Origin of the sequence: Krasilnikovia sp. M28-CT-15 (assembly GCF_047159595.1) — a bacterium.
GTDB lineage: Bacteria > Actinomycetota > Actinomycetes > Mycobacteriales > Micromonosporaceae > Actinoplanes.
This window is the reverse complement of sequence record NZ_BAAGAK010000001.1, coordinates 2,556,423-2,572,196: the sequence shown is the minus strand read 5'-3', so window position 1 is coordinate 2,572,196 and position 15,774 is coordinate 2,556,423. Positions and strand designations below refer to the sequence as shown.

Genomic DNA, 15,774 nt, shown 5'->3' with positions numbered 1-15,774 from the left:
GGCGCTTTGGCGGGCCGCAAACGGTCACCCACGTGTTTCCCACCGTGAGGCGGTAACGTCGGCAACCGAAGCGACGGGAGGATGAGGCATGGCCGAGCAGACCGACGGCACCACGCAGGCCAGGACGGAGTCGCACGACCCGGATTTCCCCGAGGCGTTCCTGCAGTTCATGCGCGGCGGCTGGCGGGACGACTCACGCACTGTGACGCCCCTGCCCGAGGCGCCCAACTACGCCAAGCGCCGTAACGCGCTGTCCGAGGCGTTCCCCGGCGAGACTCTGGTGATCCCGACGGGCGTGGAGAAGGTCCGGGCCAACGACACGGACTTCCACTTCCGGCCGGGCAGCGACTTCTTCTACCTCACCGGCGACCACGGCCCGAACGGGGTGCTGGTGTTGCGCCCGAGCGGCTCCGGTCACGACGCGGTGCTGTTTTCGCGCCAGCGCTCGTCGCGGGAGAACGACGAGTTCTTCCGCAGCCGCGACGGAGAGTTGTGGGTCGGGCGCCGCCCCACCCTCGCCGAGAAGTCGACCGAGCTGGGCATCGAGACCGCGCCGTACGGCGAGCTGGGCCGGGCCCTGGCAGAGTGCGCGCCCGCCCGTACCCGGGTGCTGCGCGGCCTGGACCCCAACGTGGACCGGGCCGTCCTGGCCTATGAGCCCGCCGCAAACGCCCCGCGCGACCGCGAGCTGGCGCACGTCATCAGTGAGCTGAAGCTGGTCAAGGACGAGTGGGAGATCGCCCAGCTGCAACAGGCGGTCGACGCGACCGTCCGCGGCTTCGAGGACGTGGCCCGGGTGCTGCCCGCCGACCGCAGTGTCAAGGAGCGCCTGCTGGAGGGCGTCTTCGGGCTGCGGGCCCGGTTCGAGGGCAACGACGTCGGCTACAGCTCCATCGTGGGCGCGGGACCGCACGCGACGATCCTGCACTGGATCCGCAACGACGGCGTCACCCGCCCCGGCGAGCTGCTGCTGATGGACATGGGGGTCGAGGGCCGCAACCTGTACACCGCGGACGTGACCCGTACGGTGCCGGTGTCGGGGACCTTCACCCCGCTGCAACGCCAGGTCTACGACATCGTGCTGGCCTCACAGCAGGCCGGGATGGACTTCATCCGCCCGGGCGTCAAGTTCCACGACGTGCAGCTGGTGTGCATGCGGGTGCTGACCGAGGGCCTGCACGACCTGGGCCTGCTGCCGGTCAGCGTGGACGAGGCCATGTCGGAACAGTCCTCGGTGTACCGCCGCTGGACCCTGCACGGTTTCGGGCACATGCTCGGCATCGACGTGCACGACTGCAACTCGGCGCGCAAGCAGGCGTACCGGGACGGCCCGCTCGGCGAGGGTTACGTGCTGACCGTGGAGCCCGGCCTGTATTTCCAGCCCGAGGACGACCTGGTGCCCGAGGAGTTGCGCGGCGTCGGCGTCCGGATCGAGGACGACGTCGTGGTCACGGCCGACGGCTGCCGGAACCTGTCCGCGGGCCTGCCCCGCACCGCCGACGACGTGGAGTCGTGGCTGGCCGACCAGCGGGCCGCCGGACCCCGGCTGCCGGAGTAGCGGCCCTCAGGACGCCGGCGCGTATTCCGTGACGAGGAAGCACGAGCCGTCGGCGTCCTGCTGGTCCGAGACACTGAAACTCACCGCGGTGGGGTGCCCGTCGACCGGGTCGAACGTGGTGGAGACGGCCCCGCCGTCGTCGGCGGCGGTCTGCGCCAGCGTGAGCAGCTCGCCGAGCGCGGGCACCTCGATCTCCTCCTCACCGGCCGCGGTCCTCCCGTCGATCCGGTCGGTGCGCACCACGCGGCCGTCCTGCACCGCGACCCGGTAGCGACCGAGCGACGGGCCCTGCCCGCAGCGCCGTTCGACCACGAACCCGTACCCGGCGGGCTCGTGCCACGGCGGCGGCGAACCGGTGGCCGTGGGGGCCGACGATCCGCCCTCGAACGTCGGGTGTTTCGGCGGGGACGACGTGCACGCCCCGAGCGCAGCGACCACCGCGACACCACACAGCGTCACCTTCAGCCGCACGCTGACCTCCGACTCCCGATGCCGTCGCGACGGCGCCCCCAGATCCGACCGGAAAATCTATCACCGGGGATCACGGATCGAACTCGCCGCAACACAGCTGGCCGACCCGCGCTAGCGTGTGTCCTCGGCGAACGGGGAGGCACCCAAAGGGATGAAGATCCTCTTTCTGATCAATAACGGGTTCAACATCGGCGGCACGATCCGCACGACGTTCAATCTGGCCGGCGCGCTTGCGGCGCGCGGTCACGACGTCGAGGTGCTGAGCACGCTGCGTAACCGCGACGTGCCACAACTGCCGATGGACCCGGCGATCCGGTTGACGTCGCTGGTGGAGACCCGTCCGGAACACACGGACCACTTCGCCAGTTCGTCGCTGCGCGGCCAGCCGGCGCGGGTGTATCCGCAGGCGGACTACCGCTCGGGGGACTACGACCTGTTCGTCGAGGAGCGCTACCGGGCCTACCTGCGTGCCAGCGACGCCGATGTGGTGATCGCCACCCGGGCCGGGCTGACCGCGTACGCCGCGCAGTTCGCACCGCGCCGCATGATCCGGATCGGCCAGGAGCACCTGACCCGGCGCCAGCAGCGCAAGGCGATGCGCGAGGAGCTGCCCCGGCACATCCGGCGGCTGGACGCGTTCGTCACGGTCAGCGCCCGCGACGCCGAGGACTACCGGGCCCATCTGGGCCGGCTGGGCCGTACGGAGCTGCTGTTCATCCCGAACAGCGTGCCGCAGCCGGCGCTGCCGCCCTCGGACGGCAGCTCGCGGATCGTGGTGGCCGCGGGACGCCTGGTCGCCAGCAAGCGCTACGACGTGCTGATCCGGGCGTTCGCCACGGTGGTCGCCGAGCACCCCGACTGGCAGCTGCGGATCTACGGCGGCGGGGCGGAGAACGCGGCACTGCGCCGCCTGGTGCTGGAGCTGGGCCTGCACAATCACGTGCTGCTGCCGGGCGGGTTCGCGCCGATCGACTCGGAGTGGGCCCGGGGCAGCATCGCCGCGGTCCCGTCGGACCGCGAGCCGTTCGGGATGACGCTGGTGGAGGCGATGCGCTGCGGGCTGCCCGTGGTCAGCACGGATGCCCCGCACGGGCCCCGGGAGATCCTCCAGGACGGGGTGGACGGGTTGCTCACCCCGGTCGGGGACGCCGACGCGATGGGCAAGGCGTTGCTGCGGATGATCGGCGACGCCGAGCAGCGCCGGTCGATGGCCGGGGCGGCGCTGGCCAATTCGGCGCGCTACGACCCCGACCCGATCGCGGCCCGCTACGAACAGTTGTTCGAACGACTGGCCGCCCGCAAGCGGCGGTGGGGGTGGCTGAGCGCGGGGTCGAAGCCGGGGTCGCCGCCGCCCGCCCTGGGCCCGGCACCGGTGCCGGCCCAGCCGGTCGTCGACTGCACCGTGACCGCGGACGGCGAGGTCCTGCTGTACCCGGCGGGGGCGCTGACCAGAGACGCGAAGCTGCGCTGGCACCGGATCGGCGCCGCTGAAGCAGAGCCGGCCGAGATCGCCCAGGACGGCCACACCGTGCGGCTGGGCGAGCTGCCCGAGGGTGCGTGGGAGCTGCGCCTGGACGACGGGCGGCCGGTGTGGGCCGGGGTGCGCGACACCCGGGCGTTGACGCAGCCCGAGCCGCCGGGCGACGGCGGGGTGACGGTGCACCTGCCGTACCGCACGAATGACGGGACGTTCGCGGTGCGCAGCTGGCGCCGGGCCGCGCATGCCGAGGTGGCTGCGGTCTTCGCGGACGACGCCGGGCTGCACGTGGAGGGGCTGCTGGTCGGGGCGGAGTTCGGCGCGCAGGCGCCGGTGCTGCGGGCGCGCGACGGCGAGGCGGTCCGCGAGGAGGTCGGCCGGGCACTCTCGCCGACCCGGTTCCGGGTGTCTTTGCCCGCGCTCGCGCCGGGGACCTGGCAGCTGTGGCTGGAGTACGCCCCGGGCGTACCGGCGGTGCGGCTGGGCCGGTTCCTCGACGACGTCGCCGACAAGCGCACCGCGTTCGTGTTGCCGGCGGCCGAGGTGGGCGGGGTGCGCGTCCAGCCGGAGTACACGGGCGAGAACGAACTTTCGGCGCGCGTCGATTCCTGACCCCGGGTTGCACCCATAGCAAGACGGACGTACGGTTTACAGGCAACCTGAAACCGCTGGTTAGGGCTGCCTAACTGAGCGGCGGCAGTCGCCCGTGCGACAGACTTGCCGAGGAAAACTCACGCTGGGTGTGAAGGAGATGACGTGGCCAGCCTCGACACCTTCGGTGCGAAGAGCCAGCTGCGCGTCGCAGACGCGAGCTACGACATGTACGCGATCGACAAGGTGGAGGGCCACGCTCGGCTCCCGTACTCCTTGAAGATCCTGCTGGAGAACCTGCTGCGGACCGAGGACGGCGCCAACATCACCGCCGACCACATCCGGGCGCTCGGCGCCTGGGACCCCAGCGCGGACCCCAGCGTGGAGATCCAGTTCACCCCCGCCCGGGTGCTGATGCAGGACTTCACCGGCGTCCCCTGCGTCGTCGACCTCGCCACCATGCGCGAGGCCGTCAAGGCGCTCGGCGGCGACGCCTCCAAGGTCAACCCCCTCGCACCCGCCGAGATGGTCATCGACCACTCCGTCATCGCCGAGCTGTTCGGCCGCGAGGACGCGTTCGCCCGCAACGTCGAGCTGGAGTACCAGCGCAACCGCGAGCGCTACCAGTTCCTGCGCTGGGGCCAGACCGCGTTCAACGAGTTCAAGGTCGTCCCGCCGGGCACCGGCATCGTGCACCAGGTCAACATCGAGTACCTGGCCCGCACGATCATGGAGCGCAACGGCGTCGCCTACCCGGACACGGTCGTCGGCACCGACTCGCACACCACGATGGTCAACGGCCTCGGCGTACTCGGCTGGGGCGTCGGCGGCATCGAGGCCGAGGCCGCGATGCTCGGCCAGCCGGTCAGCATGCTGATCCCGCGGGTCGTCGGCTTCAAGCTCTCCGGCGACATGCCCACCGGCACCACCGCCACCGACCTCGTGCTGATGATCACCGAGAAGCTGCGCAAGCACGGCGTCGTCGGCAAGTTCGTCGAGTTCTACGGTCCGGGCGTCTCCGCGGTGCCGCTGGCCAACCGCGCCACCATCGGCAACATGTCCCCGGAGTACGGCTCCACCGCCGCGATCTTCCCGATCGACGCCGAGACCATCAAGTACCTCAAGCTCACCGGCCGCAGCGAGGCCCAGGTCGCCCTCGTCGAGGCGTACGCCAAGCGGCAGGGCCTGTGGCACGACCCGGCCGCCGAGCCGGACTACTCCGAGCACCTCGAGCTGGACCTGTCCACGATCGAGCCGTCCCTGGCCGGCCCGAAGCGCCCGCAGGACCGGGTGCCGCTGAACAGCGCCAAGTCGATGTTCCGCGCCGCCCTGGTGGACTACGTGGACACCAACGGCGTCGAGGGCACCGCCGACGAGGCCAGCGCCGAATCGTTCCCGGCCAGCGACCCGCCCGCCAACACCGGCGACGACCCCGCCGACAAGCCGCACGAGCTGATCAGCGCCGCACGCGGAGCGGACGGGCGGCCCAGCAACCCGGTGCGGGTCACCGGCGCCGACGGCACCGTGTACGAGCTGGACCACGGCGCGGTCACCATCGCCGCCATCACCTCCTGCACCAACACCTCGAACCCGCAGGTCATGGTCGGCGCGGCGCTGCTGGCCCGCAACGCGGTCGACCGCGGCCTGTCCCGCAAGCCGTGGGTCAAGACCACGCTCGCGCCGGGTTCCAAGGTGGTCATGGACTACTACGACCGGGCCGGGCTCACGCCGTACCTCGACAAGCTGGGCTTCAACCTGGTCGGCTACGGCTGCACCACCTGCATCGGCAACTCCGGCCCGCTGCCCGAAGAGGTCTCCGCGGCCGTCAACGCCAACGACCTCACCGTCGTCAGCGTGCTGTCGGGCAACCGCAACTTCGAGGGCCGGATCAACCCGGACATCAAGATGAACTACCTGGCGTCCCCGCCGCTGGTCGTCGCGTACGCGCTGGCCGGCACGATGGACATCGACCTGGCCAACGAGCCGCTGGGCACCGGCTCGGACGGCCGCCCGGTGTTCCTCACCGACATCTGGCCCAACGCCAAGGAGATCGAGGACGTCATCGGCTCCGCGATCGGTGCCACCGCGTTCTCGGACGCGTACCAGGATGTCTTCGCGGGTGACGAGCAGTGGCAGTCGCTGCCCACGCCGACCGGGGACACGTTCTCCTGGGACGCCGAGTCGACCTACGTGCGCAAGCCCCCGTACTTCGAGGGCATGGCGGCGCAGCCGCAGCCGGTCACCGACATCGCCGGCGCCCGGGTGCTGGCCAAGCTCGGCGACTCCGTCACCACCGACCACATCTCCCCGGCCAGCACGATCAAGCCGGACTCCCCGGCCGGGAAGTACCTGGCCGAGCACGGGGTGCCCCGGCACGAGTTCAACTCGTACGGCTCGCGGCGCGGCAACCACGAGGTGATGATCCGCGGCACGTTCGCCAACATCCGGCTGCGTAACGAGCTCGTTCCCGGCGTGCAGGGCGGCTTCACGGTCAACCACCTGACCGGTGAGCAGACCACCATCTACGACGCCTCGGTCGCGTACCAGAGCGCCGGTGTTCCGCTGGTGATCCTGGCCGGCAAGGAGTACGGCTCCGGGTCCTCGCGCGACTGGGCGGCCAAGGGCACCATGCTGCTCGGCGTCCGTACGGTCATCGCCGAGTCGTACGAGCGGATCCACCGCTCCAACCTCATCGGCATGGGCGTGCTGCCGCTGCAGTTCCCGCAGGGCCAGAACGCCGCGTCGCTGGGGCTGACCGGCACGGAGACGTTCACCGTCACCGGCGTCGAGGAACTCAACTCCGGCACCACCCCGCGCACGGTGAAGGTCAGCACGGACACCGGGGTCCAGTTCGACGCGGTGGTGCGCATCGACACGCCCGGCGAGGCGGACTACTACCGCCACGGCGGCATCCTCCAGTACGTGCTGCGCAAGATGCTCACGCACTGACCTGACGCAGTACCGATGCCCCGCCGTCTCCGGACGGCGGGGCATCAGCGTGTCCGGCCCCGGATGCCTAGGCTCTTGGGCATGGATGACAAATCAACGCTGAACCAGATCCACGTCCTGGTCGAGGAGGAGAAGGAGCTGCGCCGGCAGCTGGGCCGCGGCGAGATCAGCAGCGACGAGGAGCACGCCCGGCTCAGGGCGCTCGAGGAGGCCCTGGACCAGTGCTGGGACCTGCTGCGCCGGCGCCGCGCGGCCCGCGACCAGGGCCAGGACCCGGACGCCGAGCAGGCCCGCAGCGTCGGCGAGGTGGAGGGCTACCTGCAGTGACGGTCAGGCGTACCGCCGGAGGTGGCTCCAGCGCCGGGCGGCGGTCGCCCACCTGGCCGCCACGATCGGTCCGCATCCTCACCCCAGCCCCGCGTCGCTGAGCAGCCGCGCGGTCAGCTCCTCGTCGTCCAGCACCTCGGCGGGTAGCCCGCGCGCGGCGAACCACGTCGCCACGTTGCGTACATCGCGGGCGAGGAACTGGGGCCCCTGCGGGTTGGCGACCACGTCGACCACCTGTGGCAGGTCGATCAGGACCAGCCGCCCACCGTGCACGAGCAGGTTGTACGGCGACAGGTCGCCGTGCGCGAGCCCGCACCGGGCCAGCACGGACAGCGCCTCCACCAGCTGATCCCACAGGTCACGCAGCTCGTCGGGGTCGGGTCGCAGCTGGGCCAGGCGCGGCGCGGCCTGCCCGCTCTCCCAGTCGCCGACGAACTCGAGCATCAGCTCGGTACCGGCCAGCTGCACCGGGTACGGCACACAGATCGCACCGCTGTCGTGGCCGAGCTGCCACAGCCGGGACAGTGCGGCGAACTCGGCGGCCGCCCACTGGCCCGCGATGAGGTCGCGCCCGAAGGAGGTGCGCGTGGCCATCGCGCGCATCTCCCGGGAGCGGCGTACCCGGCGCCCCTCCAGGTATCCGGCGTCGCGGTGGAACAGCCGGTGCTCGGCGTCCCGGTACCGCTTGGCGGCCAGCAGGCTGACCTGCCCGGTGTCCGGAACCGCGCGGCGGACGAGGAAGACGTCCGCCTCTTTGCCGGTCTTGAGCATGCCCAGCTCGGTGTCGACGGCCCTGTGCTCGGTGCGCACCCATGCGGGGCGCGGCTGTGGGCCGTGCAGGGCCCCGTCCCAGGTGGACCAGCGGTCGCCGGCCTCGGGCAGGTCGGGGTCCTCGGTCAGGGCCGGCTCCAGCCGGCCCCGCTTCAGGAAGCCGGGGTCGTCGTCGTCGAAGGTACGGCGGCCGCGGCGCATGGTGGCCCGGCCGGAGGAGTCGTGCTCGCGCACTGCGGAGTCTCCTTGAGAGAAGGAACGAACGATGGGATCTGGCGCAGGGCAAAGACAGCCATTTCTCGCCACCCCCTTCTCTCTCGGACCGGCCGCACCGGTCGGGTTCCGCCACACCGGACATGCCGGTCGGGTTACGCGCAGGACTCTGCCCGGCCCGGCGGGGCCGCGCAAGCGAATTACGTCAGCGGGCGGTGGCCATGATGGCCGACAGGCCCTGGATCACGTTGCCGACGACCCGGGTAGGCGCGAACCGCTGATCCACCCAGTCCCGGCCGCGGTGCAACCACACGCTGGGCAGGCCCATGGCGGCCGCGCCGCCGATGTCGGCCTCGGGGCTGTCGCCGACCACCCACGCCCCGCCCAGGCGCATGCGCACCCGCTGCGCGGCCAGCGCGAAGATGCGCGGGTTGGGCTTGCTGACGCCCTCCTGGCCGGAGATCACCCAATCGGCGACATACCGGTCGAGGCCGGTGCGCCGGATGCGGCTCTCCTGGAGCTCGTGCGGGCCGTTGGTGACCACGACCGGGACGAATCCGGCGTCGCCCGCGATCTGCAGCGCGCATGCCACCAGCGGGTCCAGCCGCTCGTGCGCCAGCGGACCTTCGTGCAGCTCCTCCAGCAGGTCGATGGACGGCGTACGCAGCCGATACCGGTCCCGGATCAGGTCGGCGAGGTCCCATCGGGAGGTGAGCCCATCGGCGTCCATCGAGATCAGCCATTCGAGGTCGTCGTGGGGGGCCGCGATCTCGTCGAGGAATCCCTTCGCCCACAGCCGGAACGCACCACTGCGGTCGAGCAGGGTGTCGTCCAGGGCTAGGAAGACGAGAGGCACGCGGGCACTTTACGTGAGTGGTTGCGGGACGAACAGCCCGCAACTGTCAACATGCCCTAACCAGCCTGGCTGAATTCGCATCATCCGACCAGGGCGGACACGGAGTCCGTCCCGGATCGGCTTCCGTGTGGCAAGCCGTACGTACGGATTGCAAGCCACCGAGCGCTCATGACACGATCAACGACGTGCCCAGGGTTAGCCAGGACCAGCTCGATGCCCGTCGCCACGAGATTCTCGCCGCGGCCCGGGGCTGCTTCGCGCGCTACGGCTACGAAGGAGCCACGGTGCGCCGCCTCGAGGACGCCACAGGCCTGTCCCGGGGGGCCATCTTCCACCACTTCCGCGACAAGGACTCGCTGTTCCTCGCGGTCGCCGAGGACGACGCCGCGGCGATGGTCGAAACGGTCACCCGCAACGGCCTCGTCCAGGTGATGCGGGACCTGCTCGACCGCGCCGGAGCCTCGGCCGGCGACGGCGACACCGCCGGCTGGCTGGGCACCCAGCTGGAGGTCTCCCGCCGCCTTCGCACCGACCCGGCGTTCGCCAAGCGCTGGGCCGAACGGTCGAACGCGATCGCCACCGCCACCCGGGAACGCCTGCAGCGCCAGCGCGACGCCGGGGTGCTGCGCGACGACGTGCCGGTGGAGGTGCTCACCCAGTTCCTGGAGCTGGCGTACGACGGGATGGTGCTGCACCTGGCCACCGGACGGCCGCCGGGCGAACTCAGCCGGGTGCTCGACCTGGTCGAGGAGGCCGTCCGGCGGGCGTGACCGCACTGTTGCGCGGACCTGCACAATGAGGCCCTCAGTACCAGCACGACAGGGAGGTCCGCACATGACCCTCGCCGCAACCGGCGCCACCTGGGGTATCCCCGGCCCGACCTTCCTCCGGTACTACATCGCCGCGGTGGCCGTGATCACCATCGCCGCAATCGTCCACCGCCGCTTCCTGTTCGCCGGGCCGCGCGACGCACAGATCGGCCAGCTCGGCCCCCAGCAGGTCGCCTATCTGGCGGGCGGGCCCCGGCTCGCGGTCTTCTCGGCCCTGGGCGGGTTGCGCGCGGCCGGTGCGATCGGCCACGGGCCCGACCGTACGCTCCTCCAGGCCGGCCCGATGCCCAGCGGCGTCACGCCGCTGGACACCGCGATCTACAACGCCGCGGGCCAGCGCATCCGCGCCCGCGACATCCACGCCGACCAGTGGGTCCGCACCGCGGTCACCCAGCTGGGCGACGGCCTGGAGGCCCAAGGGCTGGCCACCACCACGGCCCAGCGGCGCACCGCCCGTCTGTGGGCGCTGGCCACGCTGGCGCTGCTGGGCCTCGGCATCGCCCGGGTGGCCGCCGGAATCGCCAACGACAAGCCGGTCGGCTTCCTCGTGCCCGTGGTGGTCGTCGTCGGCATCGTCGCGTTCCTGCTGACCCGCGTGCCGCGGCTGACCCGCGGCGTCGCCGGTGGTCTCACCAGGATGCGTACCGAGAACCACTACCTGTCCCCCCGCCAGTCCCCCTCGTACGCCACCTACGGGGCGAGCAGCGCGGCGATGGGCGTGGCCCTGTTCGGTGCGGGCTCGCTCTACAGCCTGGACGCCGATTTCGCCGCCGGTGCGGAGATCAAGCGCCAGGCCGCCTACAGCGCCTGGAGCAGCGGCAGCAGCTCCAGCTCCTGTGCCAGCACCACCAGTTCCTGCGGGTCGTCGAGCTCCTCCTGCTCCAGCGGCAGCTCGTGTTCGAGCGGCAGCTCGTGCGGCGGCGGGGGCGGAGGCTGCGGCGGATGACCGCGTACGGGGTCGGCATCGGCTGGCGGCCCGAGATCGCCGGATTCGTCGCGGAGCTGCCCGGCCTGCGCTTCACCGAGGTGGTCGCCGAGTCGGTACCCGCCCACGGCGAGCTGCCGGTCGGCCTGACGGGGCTGCGCGAGCGCGGCACCGCCGTGGTGCCGCACGGGGTCAAGCTGTCCCTGGGCGGTGCGGAGCCGGTCGAGCCCGCCCGGGTCGCGCACCTGGCCGCGGTCGCCGACCGGCTGGGTGCCCCGCTGGCCAGCGAGCACATCGCGTTCGTACGGGCGGGTGGCGTCGAGGCCGGGCACCTGCTGCCGGTCCCCCGCACCCGCGAGGCGGTCGACGCCGTGGTCGCCAACGTCAAACGCACCCAGGCCGAGCTGGGGGTGCCGCTGGCGCTGGAGCCGATCGCGGCGCTGTTCGACTGGCCCGACGACGACCTGGACGAGGCCGCGTTCCTGACCGAGATCCTGGAGCGCACCGGCGCGTTGCTGCTGCTCGACGTGGCCAATGTCTACGCGAACGCGCGCAACCGCGGCACCGACCCGGTGGCGCTGCTCGACGCGCTGCCGCTGGAGCGCGTCGCGTACGTGCACGTGGCCGGTGGCAGCGAGCACGACGGCATCTACCACGACACCCACGCCGACGCGGTGCCGCAGCCCGTGCTGGACCTGCTCGCGGAGCTGTGCGCCCGGCACCGCCCACCCGCGCTGCTGCTGGAACGCGACGGCGCCTACCCGAGCGCCGCCGCGTTGCGCGCCGAACTCGACGCGATCGCCGCCGCCTCCGGCTACCCGGCGGTCACATGAGCGCCCCGGCCGGTGGGCGGCCCGGGAGTCTTGCGGCGCGGCAGGCCGAGCTGGTCGCCGCCTTGACCGGCGGGGCACCCGTACCGGCGGGCTTCGACGCCCGGCTGGTCGAGGCCGCGCGGGTCGCGCTGCTGAGAAAGCGCGCCGGTGAGGTCGCGCGGCAGTGGCCGCTGCTGGCGGCCGCGCTGGGTGAGCGCTGGCCGGGCGAGTTCGCGCGGTGGGCCGCTGCCCGGCCCACCCAGGGTTCGTTGCGCGACGGCTGGGATCTCGCCCGCGAGCTGGCGGCCGCCGGTGGATTGCCGGCCGCGGCCGGTGCGGAGCTGGCCACCCGCGAGGCCGTCTTCCGCTACGACGGCGGGTCCGCGCCGCGCGCCCGCCGGGCACCCGCGGTGCGACGCGCCGCCGGGTCCGTCGTCCTGCAACTCTTCGGCCGGGTACGCGTCCTGCGCAGCACTGCCTGATCCACCTCGGCCCGGCGCGCGGCGCCGCGGGGGCACAGTGGCAGGATCTCGGCATGGATCTGGGTCTGGCCGATCGCGTGTACGTCCTCACCGGCGCCTCCCGGGGCCTCGGTTTCGCCACCGCCCAGGCGCTGGTCGCCGACGGCGCCAAGGTGGTGGTCTCCGCCCGCGACGACGCCCGCGTGAACGCGGCAATCGCCCAGCTCGGCGGCCCGGCCGCAGCCGTCGGGGTGGCCGCCGACCTCACCGACCCGGCGACCCCGCAGCGGCTGGCCGACACGGCCACGCAACGGTTCGGGCGCTTCGACGGTGCGCTGATCTCGGTGGGTGGGCCCGCCCGCGGCACCGCGGCGCGGATGACGGACGAGCAGTGGCGCTCCGCGTTCGAGACCGTGTTCCTCGGCTCGGTCCGGGCCGCGCGCACGTTCGCCGAGGCACTGCCCGCGGGCGGCGCGATCGGTTTCGTGCTGTCCACCTCGGTCCACTCCCCGATCCCCGGCCTGGGCCTGTCCAACGGCCTGCGCCCCGGGCTGGCCGGGGTGGCCAAGGACATGGCCGACGAGTACGGCCCCCGCGGCGTACGCGTGGTCAGCCTGCTGCCCGGACGGCTGCTCACCGACCGCAACGTCGAGCTGTTCGCGGCGACCGGCGACCCCGGCGCGGCCCGGGCACAGGCCGAGGCGACCATTCCGCTGGGCCGCCTCGGCGAGCCGGACGAGTTCGGCCGGGTCGCGGCGTTCGTGCTGTCACCCGCCGCCGGATACCTCACCGGCCTGACCATCCCGGTCGACGGCGGCGCCCTGCGCACCCTGTGAACCCGCCCGTGCCGAGCCGCGCCAGCCACGCCGCAGCGCCGAGCCACGCCGCAGCGCCGAGCCACGCAGCGCCGAGCCGCGCGGACCTCGCCGCAGCGGCCGGGCGGACCATTCCTGACCTGGTCGGTCCGGACCTGCGGGTGCTGTTCTCCGGCATCAACCCGAGCCTGTACTCGGCGGCCACCGGCCATCATTTCGCGCGGCCCGGGAACCGGTTCTGGCCCGCGCTGCATCGGGCGGGCTTCACCGCGCGCCTGCTGCACCCGTCGGAGCAGGGGTCACTGCCCGCGGCCGGGCTGGGCATCACCAACGTGGTCGCCCGCGCCAGCGCCCGGGCCGACGAGCTGTCCCCCGCCGAACTGGTCGCGGGCGGGCAGCGGCTGGCCGCCACGGTGCGGCGCTGGCGGCCACGGTTCCTGGCGGTGCTCGGGGTGACCGCGTACCGGGCCGCGTTCGGGCACCCGAGGGCGGTGGTGGGCCCGCAGGACCGGGAGATCGCCGGGACACCGGTGTGGGTGCTGCCCAACCCGAGCGGCCTCAACGCCCACTACACCGTCGACACCCTGGCCGCGGCGTACGCGGAACTGCGCGAAGCCGCCTTCCCCGACCCGGCCGCCGAGAGCGGCTGACACCCGGCCGGGCGGCGAGGGCGCCGGACACGCGGCCGGTCAGGGCCGGGTCGCAAGGCGACTTGCCGGTCAGGGCTCGAGGGTGCTGGCGGGGACCGGAACGATGACCGGCTCACCCTCCTGGACGTACGGCGGTGCGGGGCTGTCCGCCACCGCGAACTGGGTGCGGTACAGCTCGGCGTAGAGCCCGCCCGCCGCGACCAGGTCGGTGTGGCGGCCCCGCTCGACGATCCGGCCCTCGTCGAGGACCAGGATCTGGTCGGCGTCGCGGACCGTGGACAGGCGGTGGGCGATGACCAGCGCGGTACGCCCCTCCAGGGCCTTGCTCAGGGCCCGCTGCACCGCCGCCTCGGATTCGCTGTCCAGGTGGGCGGTCGCCTCGTCCAGAATGACGATCGACGGGTGCTTGAGCAGCAACCGGGCGATGGCGATGCGCTGCTTCTCCCCGCCGGAGAAGCGGTATCCGCGATCGCCGACCACGGTGTCCAGCCCATCGGGCAGGGCCTGGACGAGGTCGGCGACCTGCGCCCCGCGCAGCGCCTCCCACATGTCGTCCTCGGTGGCGTCCGGGCTGGCGTAGCGCAGGTTCTCCGCGATGGTCTCGTGGAACAGGTGCGAATCCTGGGTGACCACGCCGATGGTGTCGCGCAGCGAATCGAGGGTGGCGTCGCGCACGTCCACCCCGCCGACCAGCACCTCCCCGTCGGTGACGTCGTACACCCGGGACACCAGCATCGAGGTGGTGGACTTGCCCGCCCCGGACGGGCCGACCAGGGCAACCATCTGGCCCGGCTCGACCGTGAAGTCGACGCCGCGCAGGACGGGTGCGTTGGCCGTCCGGTCCAGCGCGGCCACGTCCTCCAGGGTGGCCAGCGAGACCTCGCCCGCGCTGGGGTAGCGGAAGTGCACGTCGCGGAACTCCACCCGGCCGGCACCGCTGGGGATCGCCGTGGCGTCGGGCTTCTCCTCGATGCCCGGGCGCAGGTCGAGCACCTCGAACACGCGATCGAACGACACCAGGGCGCTCATCACGTCGACCCGGACGTTGCTCAGCGCGGTGAGCGGGCCGTACAGCCGGGTGAGCAGCAGCGCCAGGGTGACCACGGTGCCCGCGGTGACGCTGCCGGTGACCGCCAGCCAGCCACCCAGCCCGTACGTCAGCGCCTGGGCCAGTGAGGCGACCAGCAGCATGGCGACGAAGAAGGTGCGCGAATACATGGCGCTCTGCACCCCGATGTCGCGGACCCGGGTGGCGCGCTCGCCGAAGCGGGCCGCCTCGGCGTCCGGGCGGCCGAACAGCTTGACCAGCAGGGCGCCGGAGACGTTGAACCGCTCCGTCATCGTCGCGTTCATCTTCGCGTCGAGGTTGTACGACTCGCGCGTGATCTCGGCCAGCCGCTTGCCGACCCGGCGGGCCGGGACGATGAACACCGGCAGCAGCAACAGCGACAGCACCGTGATCTGCCAGGACAGGGTGAACATGACCGCGGCGGTGAGCACGAGCTGGATGACGTTGCTGACCACCCCGGACAGGGTGGAGGTGAAGGCGCGCTGGGCGCCCAGCACGTCGTTGTTGAGGCGGCTGACCAGGGCGCCGGTCTGTGTGCGGGTGAAGAACTGCAGCGGCATGCGCTGGACGTGGTCATACACCTGGGTGCGCAGGTCGAGGATGATGCCCTCGCCGATGCGCGCGGAATACCACCGCTGGGCCAGCGACAGGAACGCGTCGACGACCGCCAGCGCGGCGATGGCCAGCGCGAGCCGCACGACGAGCGTGGTGGCCTCCGACCCGCCGGCGGTGATCGCGTTGACGACGTGACCGGCGAGGACCGGGGTGGCCACCCCGATGCCCGCGGCGAACACCACGGTGACGAGGAAGACCAGGATGTCGCGGCGGTAGGGCCGCGCGAAGGTGAGGATGCGCCGCGTGGTGCCCCGACTGAGGTTGTGCTGGGCGACCCGGTCCGAATTCTGGATCGAACGCAGCATTCCCCAGCTGGAACCGGCGGACATGCGTGGCACCTCCGGGGTGTGGAAGACGACTGCGGGACAAGTGTGCCCGCAGGGT

At 72.3% G+C, this 15,774-nt stretch carries 14 protein-coding genes; 10 read left to right on the top strand and 4 right to left on the bottom strand.

Going from position 1 to position 15,774, the window contains the following annotated elements:
• Nucleotides 1–88: 88 nt before the first annotated feature.
• The gene (locus ACMCNO_RS12145; RefSeq protein WP_412749509.1) at nt 89–1,558 is read left to right on the top strand and encodes an aminopeptidase P family protein; all 1,470 of its coding nucleotides are present in this window, start codon (nt 89–91) and stop codon (nt 1,556–1,558) included.
• 6 nt (nt 1,559–1,564) lie between these two features.
• Here the strand turns inward: ACMCNO_RS12145 and ACMCNO_RS12140 are convergent, their stop codons facing one another.
• Nucleotides 1,565–2,029 (bottom strand): hypothetical protein, encoded by a 465-nt coding sequence (locus ACMCNO_RS12140; protein ID WP_412749508.1) that lies wholly within the window; start codon nt 2,027–2,029, stop codon nt 1,565–1,567.
• A 151-nt stretch (nt 2,030–2,180) separates the two neighbouring features.
• Here ACMCNO_RS12140 and ACMCNO_RS12135 point away from each other — a divergent pair, with 151 nt between their 5' ends.
• The 3 genes from ACMCNO_RS12135 to ACMCNO_RS12125 all read left to right on the top strand — a co-directional run bounded on the left by ACMCNO_RS12135 (nt 2,181) and on the right by ACMCNO_RS12125 (nt 7,373).
• Nucleotides 2,181–4,118: a glycosyltransferase family 4 protein gene (locus ACMCNO_RS12135; protein WP_412749507.1), complete on the top strand. Its 1,938-nt coding sequence runs from the start codon at nt 2,181–2,183 to the stop codon at nt 4,116–4,118.
• 144 nt (nt 4,119–4,262) lie between these two features.
• A complete protein-coding gene (locus ACMCNO_RS12130; RefSeq protein WP_412749506.1) occupies nt 4,263–7,046 on the top strand; it encodes an aconitate hydratase in 2,784 nt (927 codons plus the stop codon).
• An 81-nt stretch (nt 7,047–7,127) separates the two neighbouring features.
• The gene (locus ACMCNO_RS12125) at nt 7,128–7,373 is read left to right on the top strand and encodes a DUF2630 family protein (RefSeq protein ID WP_412749505.1); all 246 of its coding nucleotides are present in this window, start codon (nt 7,128–7,130) and stop codon (nt 7,371–7,373) included.
• Nucleotides 7,374–7,451: 78 nt separating this feature from the next.
• Here the strand turns inward: ACMCNO_RS12125 and ACMCNO_RS12120 are convergent, their stop codons facing one another.
• The gene (locus tag ACMCNO_RS12120; protein WP_412749504.1) at nt 7,452–8,378 is read right to left on the bottom strand and encodes a serine protein kinase RIO; all 927 of its coding nucleotides are present in this window, start codon (nt 8,376–8,378) and stop codon (nt 7,452–7,454) included.
• Between the two features lie 184 nt (nt 8,379–8,562).
• Nucleotides 8,563–9,213, bottom strand: a complete 651-nt coding sequence (locus tag ACMCNO_RS12115; RefSeq protein ID WP_130511623.1) for an HAD family hydrolase — start codon at nt 9,211–9,213, stop codon at nt 8,563–8,565.
• A gap of 185 nt (nt 9,214–9,398) precedes the next feature.
• Between ACMCNO_RS12115 and ACMCNO_RS12110 the strand changes: the two genes are divergently transcribed.
• The 6 genes from ACMCNO_RS12110 to mug all read left to right on the top strand — a co-directional run bounded on the left by ACMCNO_RS12110 (nt 9,399) and on the right by mug (nt 13,706).
• Nucleotides 9,399–9,983, top strand: a complete 585-nt coding sequence (locus ACMCNO_RS12110) for a TetR/AcrR family transcriptional regulator (RefSeq protein ID WP_412749503.1) — start codon at nt 9,399–9,401, stop codon at nt 9,981–9,983.
• Between the two features lie 64 nt (nt 9,984–10,047).
• Entirely contained in the window at nt 10,048–10,989 is a 942-nt protein-coding gene (locus tag ACMCNO_RS12105) for a TIGR04222 domain-containing membrane protein (RefSeq protein WP_412749502.1), read from the top strand.
• Nucleotides 10,986–11,801, top strand: coding sequence for a DUF692 domain-containing protein (locus ACMCNO_RS12100; protein WP_412749501.1), 816 nt, complete (start codon nt 10,986–10,988; stop codon nt 11,799–11,801). The genes ACMCNO_RS12105 and ACMCNO_RS12100 overlap by 4 nt, the downstream gene beginning before the upstream one ends.
• Nucleotides 11,798–12,262, top strand: coding sequence for a hypothetical protein (locus ACMCNO_RS12095; protein ID WP_412749500.1), 465 nt, complete (start codon nt 11,798–11,800; stop codon nt 12,260–12,262). Before ACMCNO_RS12100 ends, ACMCNO_RS12095 begins: the two co-directional genes overlap by 4 nt.
• Before the next feature lie 53 nt (nt 12,263–12,315).
• Nucleotides 12,316–13,077, top strand: a complete 762-nt coding sequence (locus ACMCNO_RS12090; RefSeq protein WP_412749499.1) for an SDR family oxidoreductase — start codon at nt 12,316–12,318, stop codon at nt 13,075–13,077.
• Nucleotides 13,078–13,085: 8 nt separating this feature from the next.
• Entirely contained in the window at nt 13,086–13,706 is a 621-nt protein-coding gene (mug, locus tag ACMCNO_RS12085) for a G/U mismatch-specific DNA glycosylase (protein ID WP_412749498.1), read from the top strand.
• A 69-nt stretch (nt 13,707–13,775) separates the two neighbouring features.
• Here mug and ACMCNO_RS12080 read toward each other — a convergent pair whose 3' ends face one another.
• A complete protein-coding gene (locus ACMCNO_RS12080) occupies nt 13,776–15,719 on the bottom strand; it encodes an ABC transporter ATP-binding protein (protein WP_412749497.1) in 1,944 nt (647 codons plus the stop codon).
• Nucleotides 15,720–15,774 lie beyond the last annotated feature (55 nt).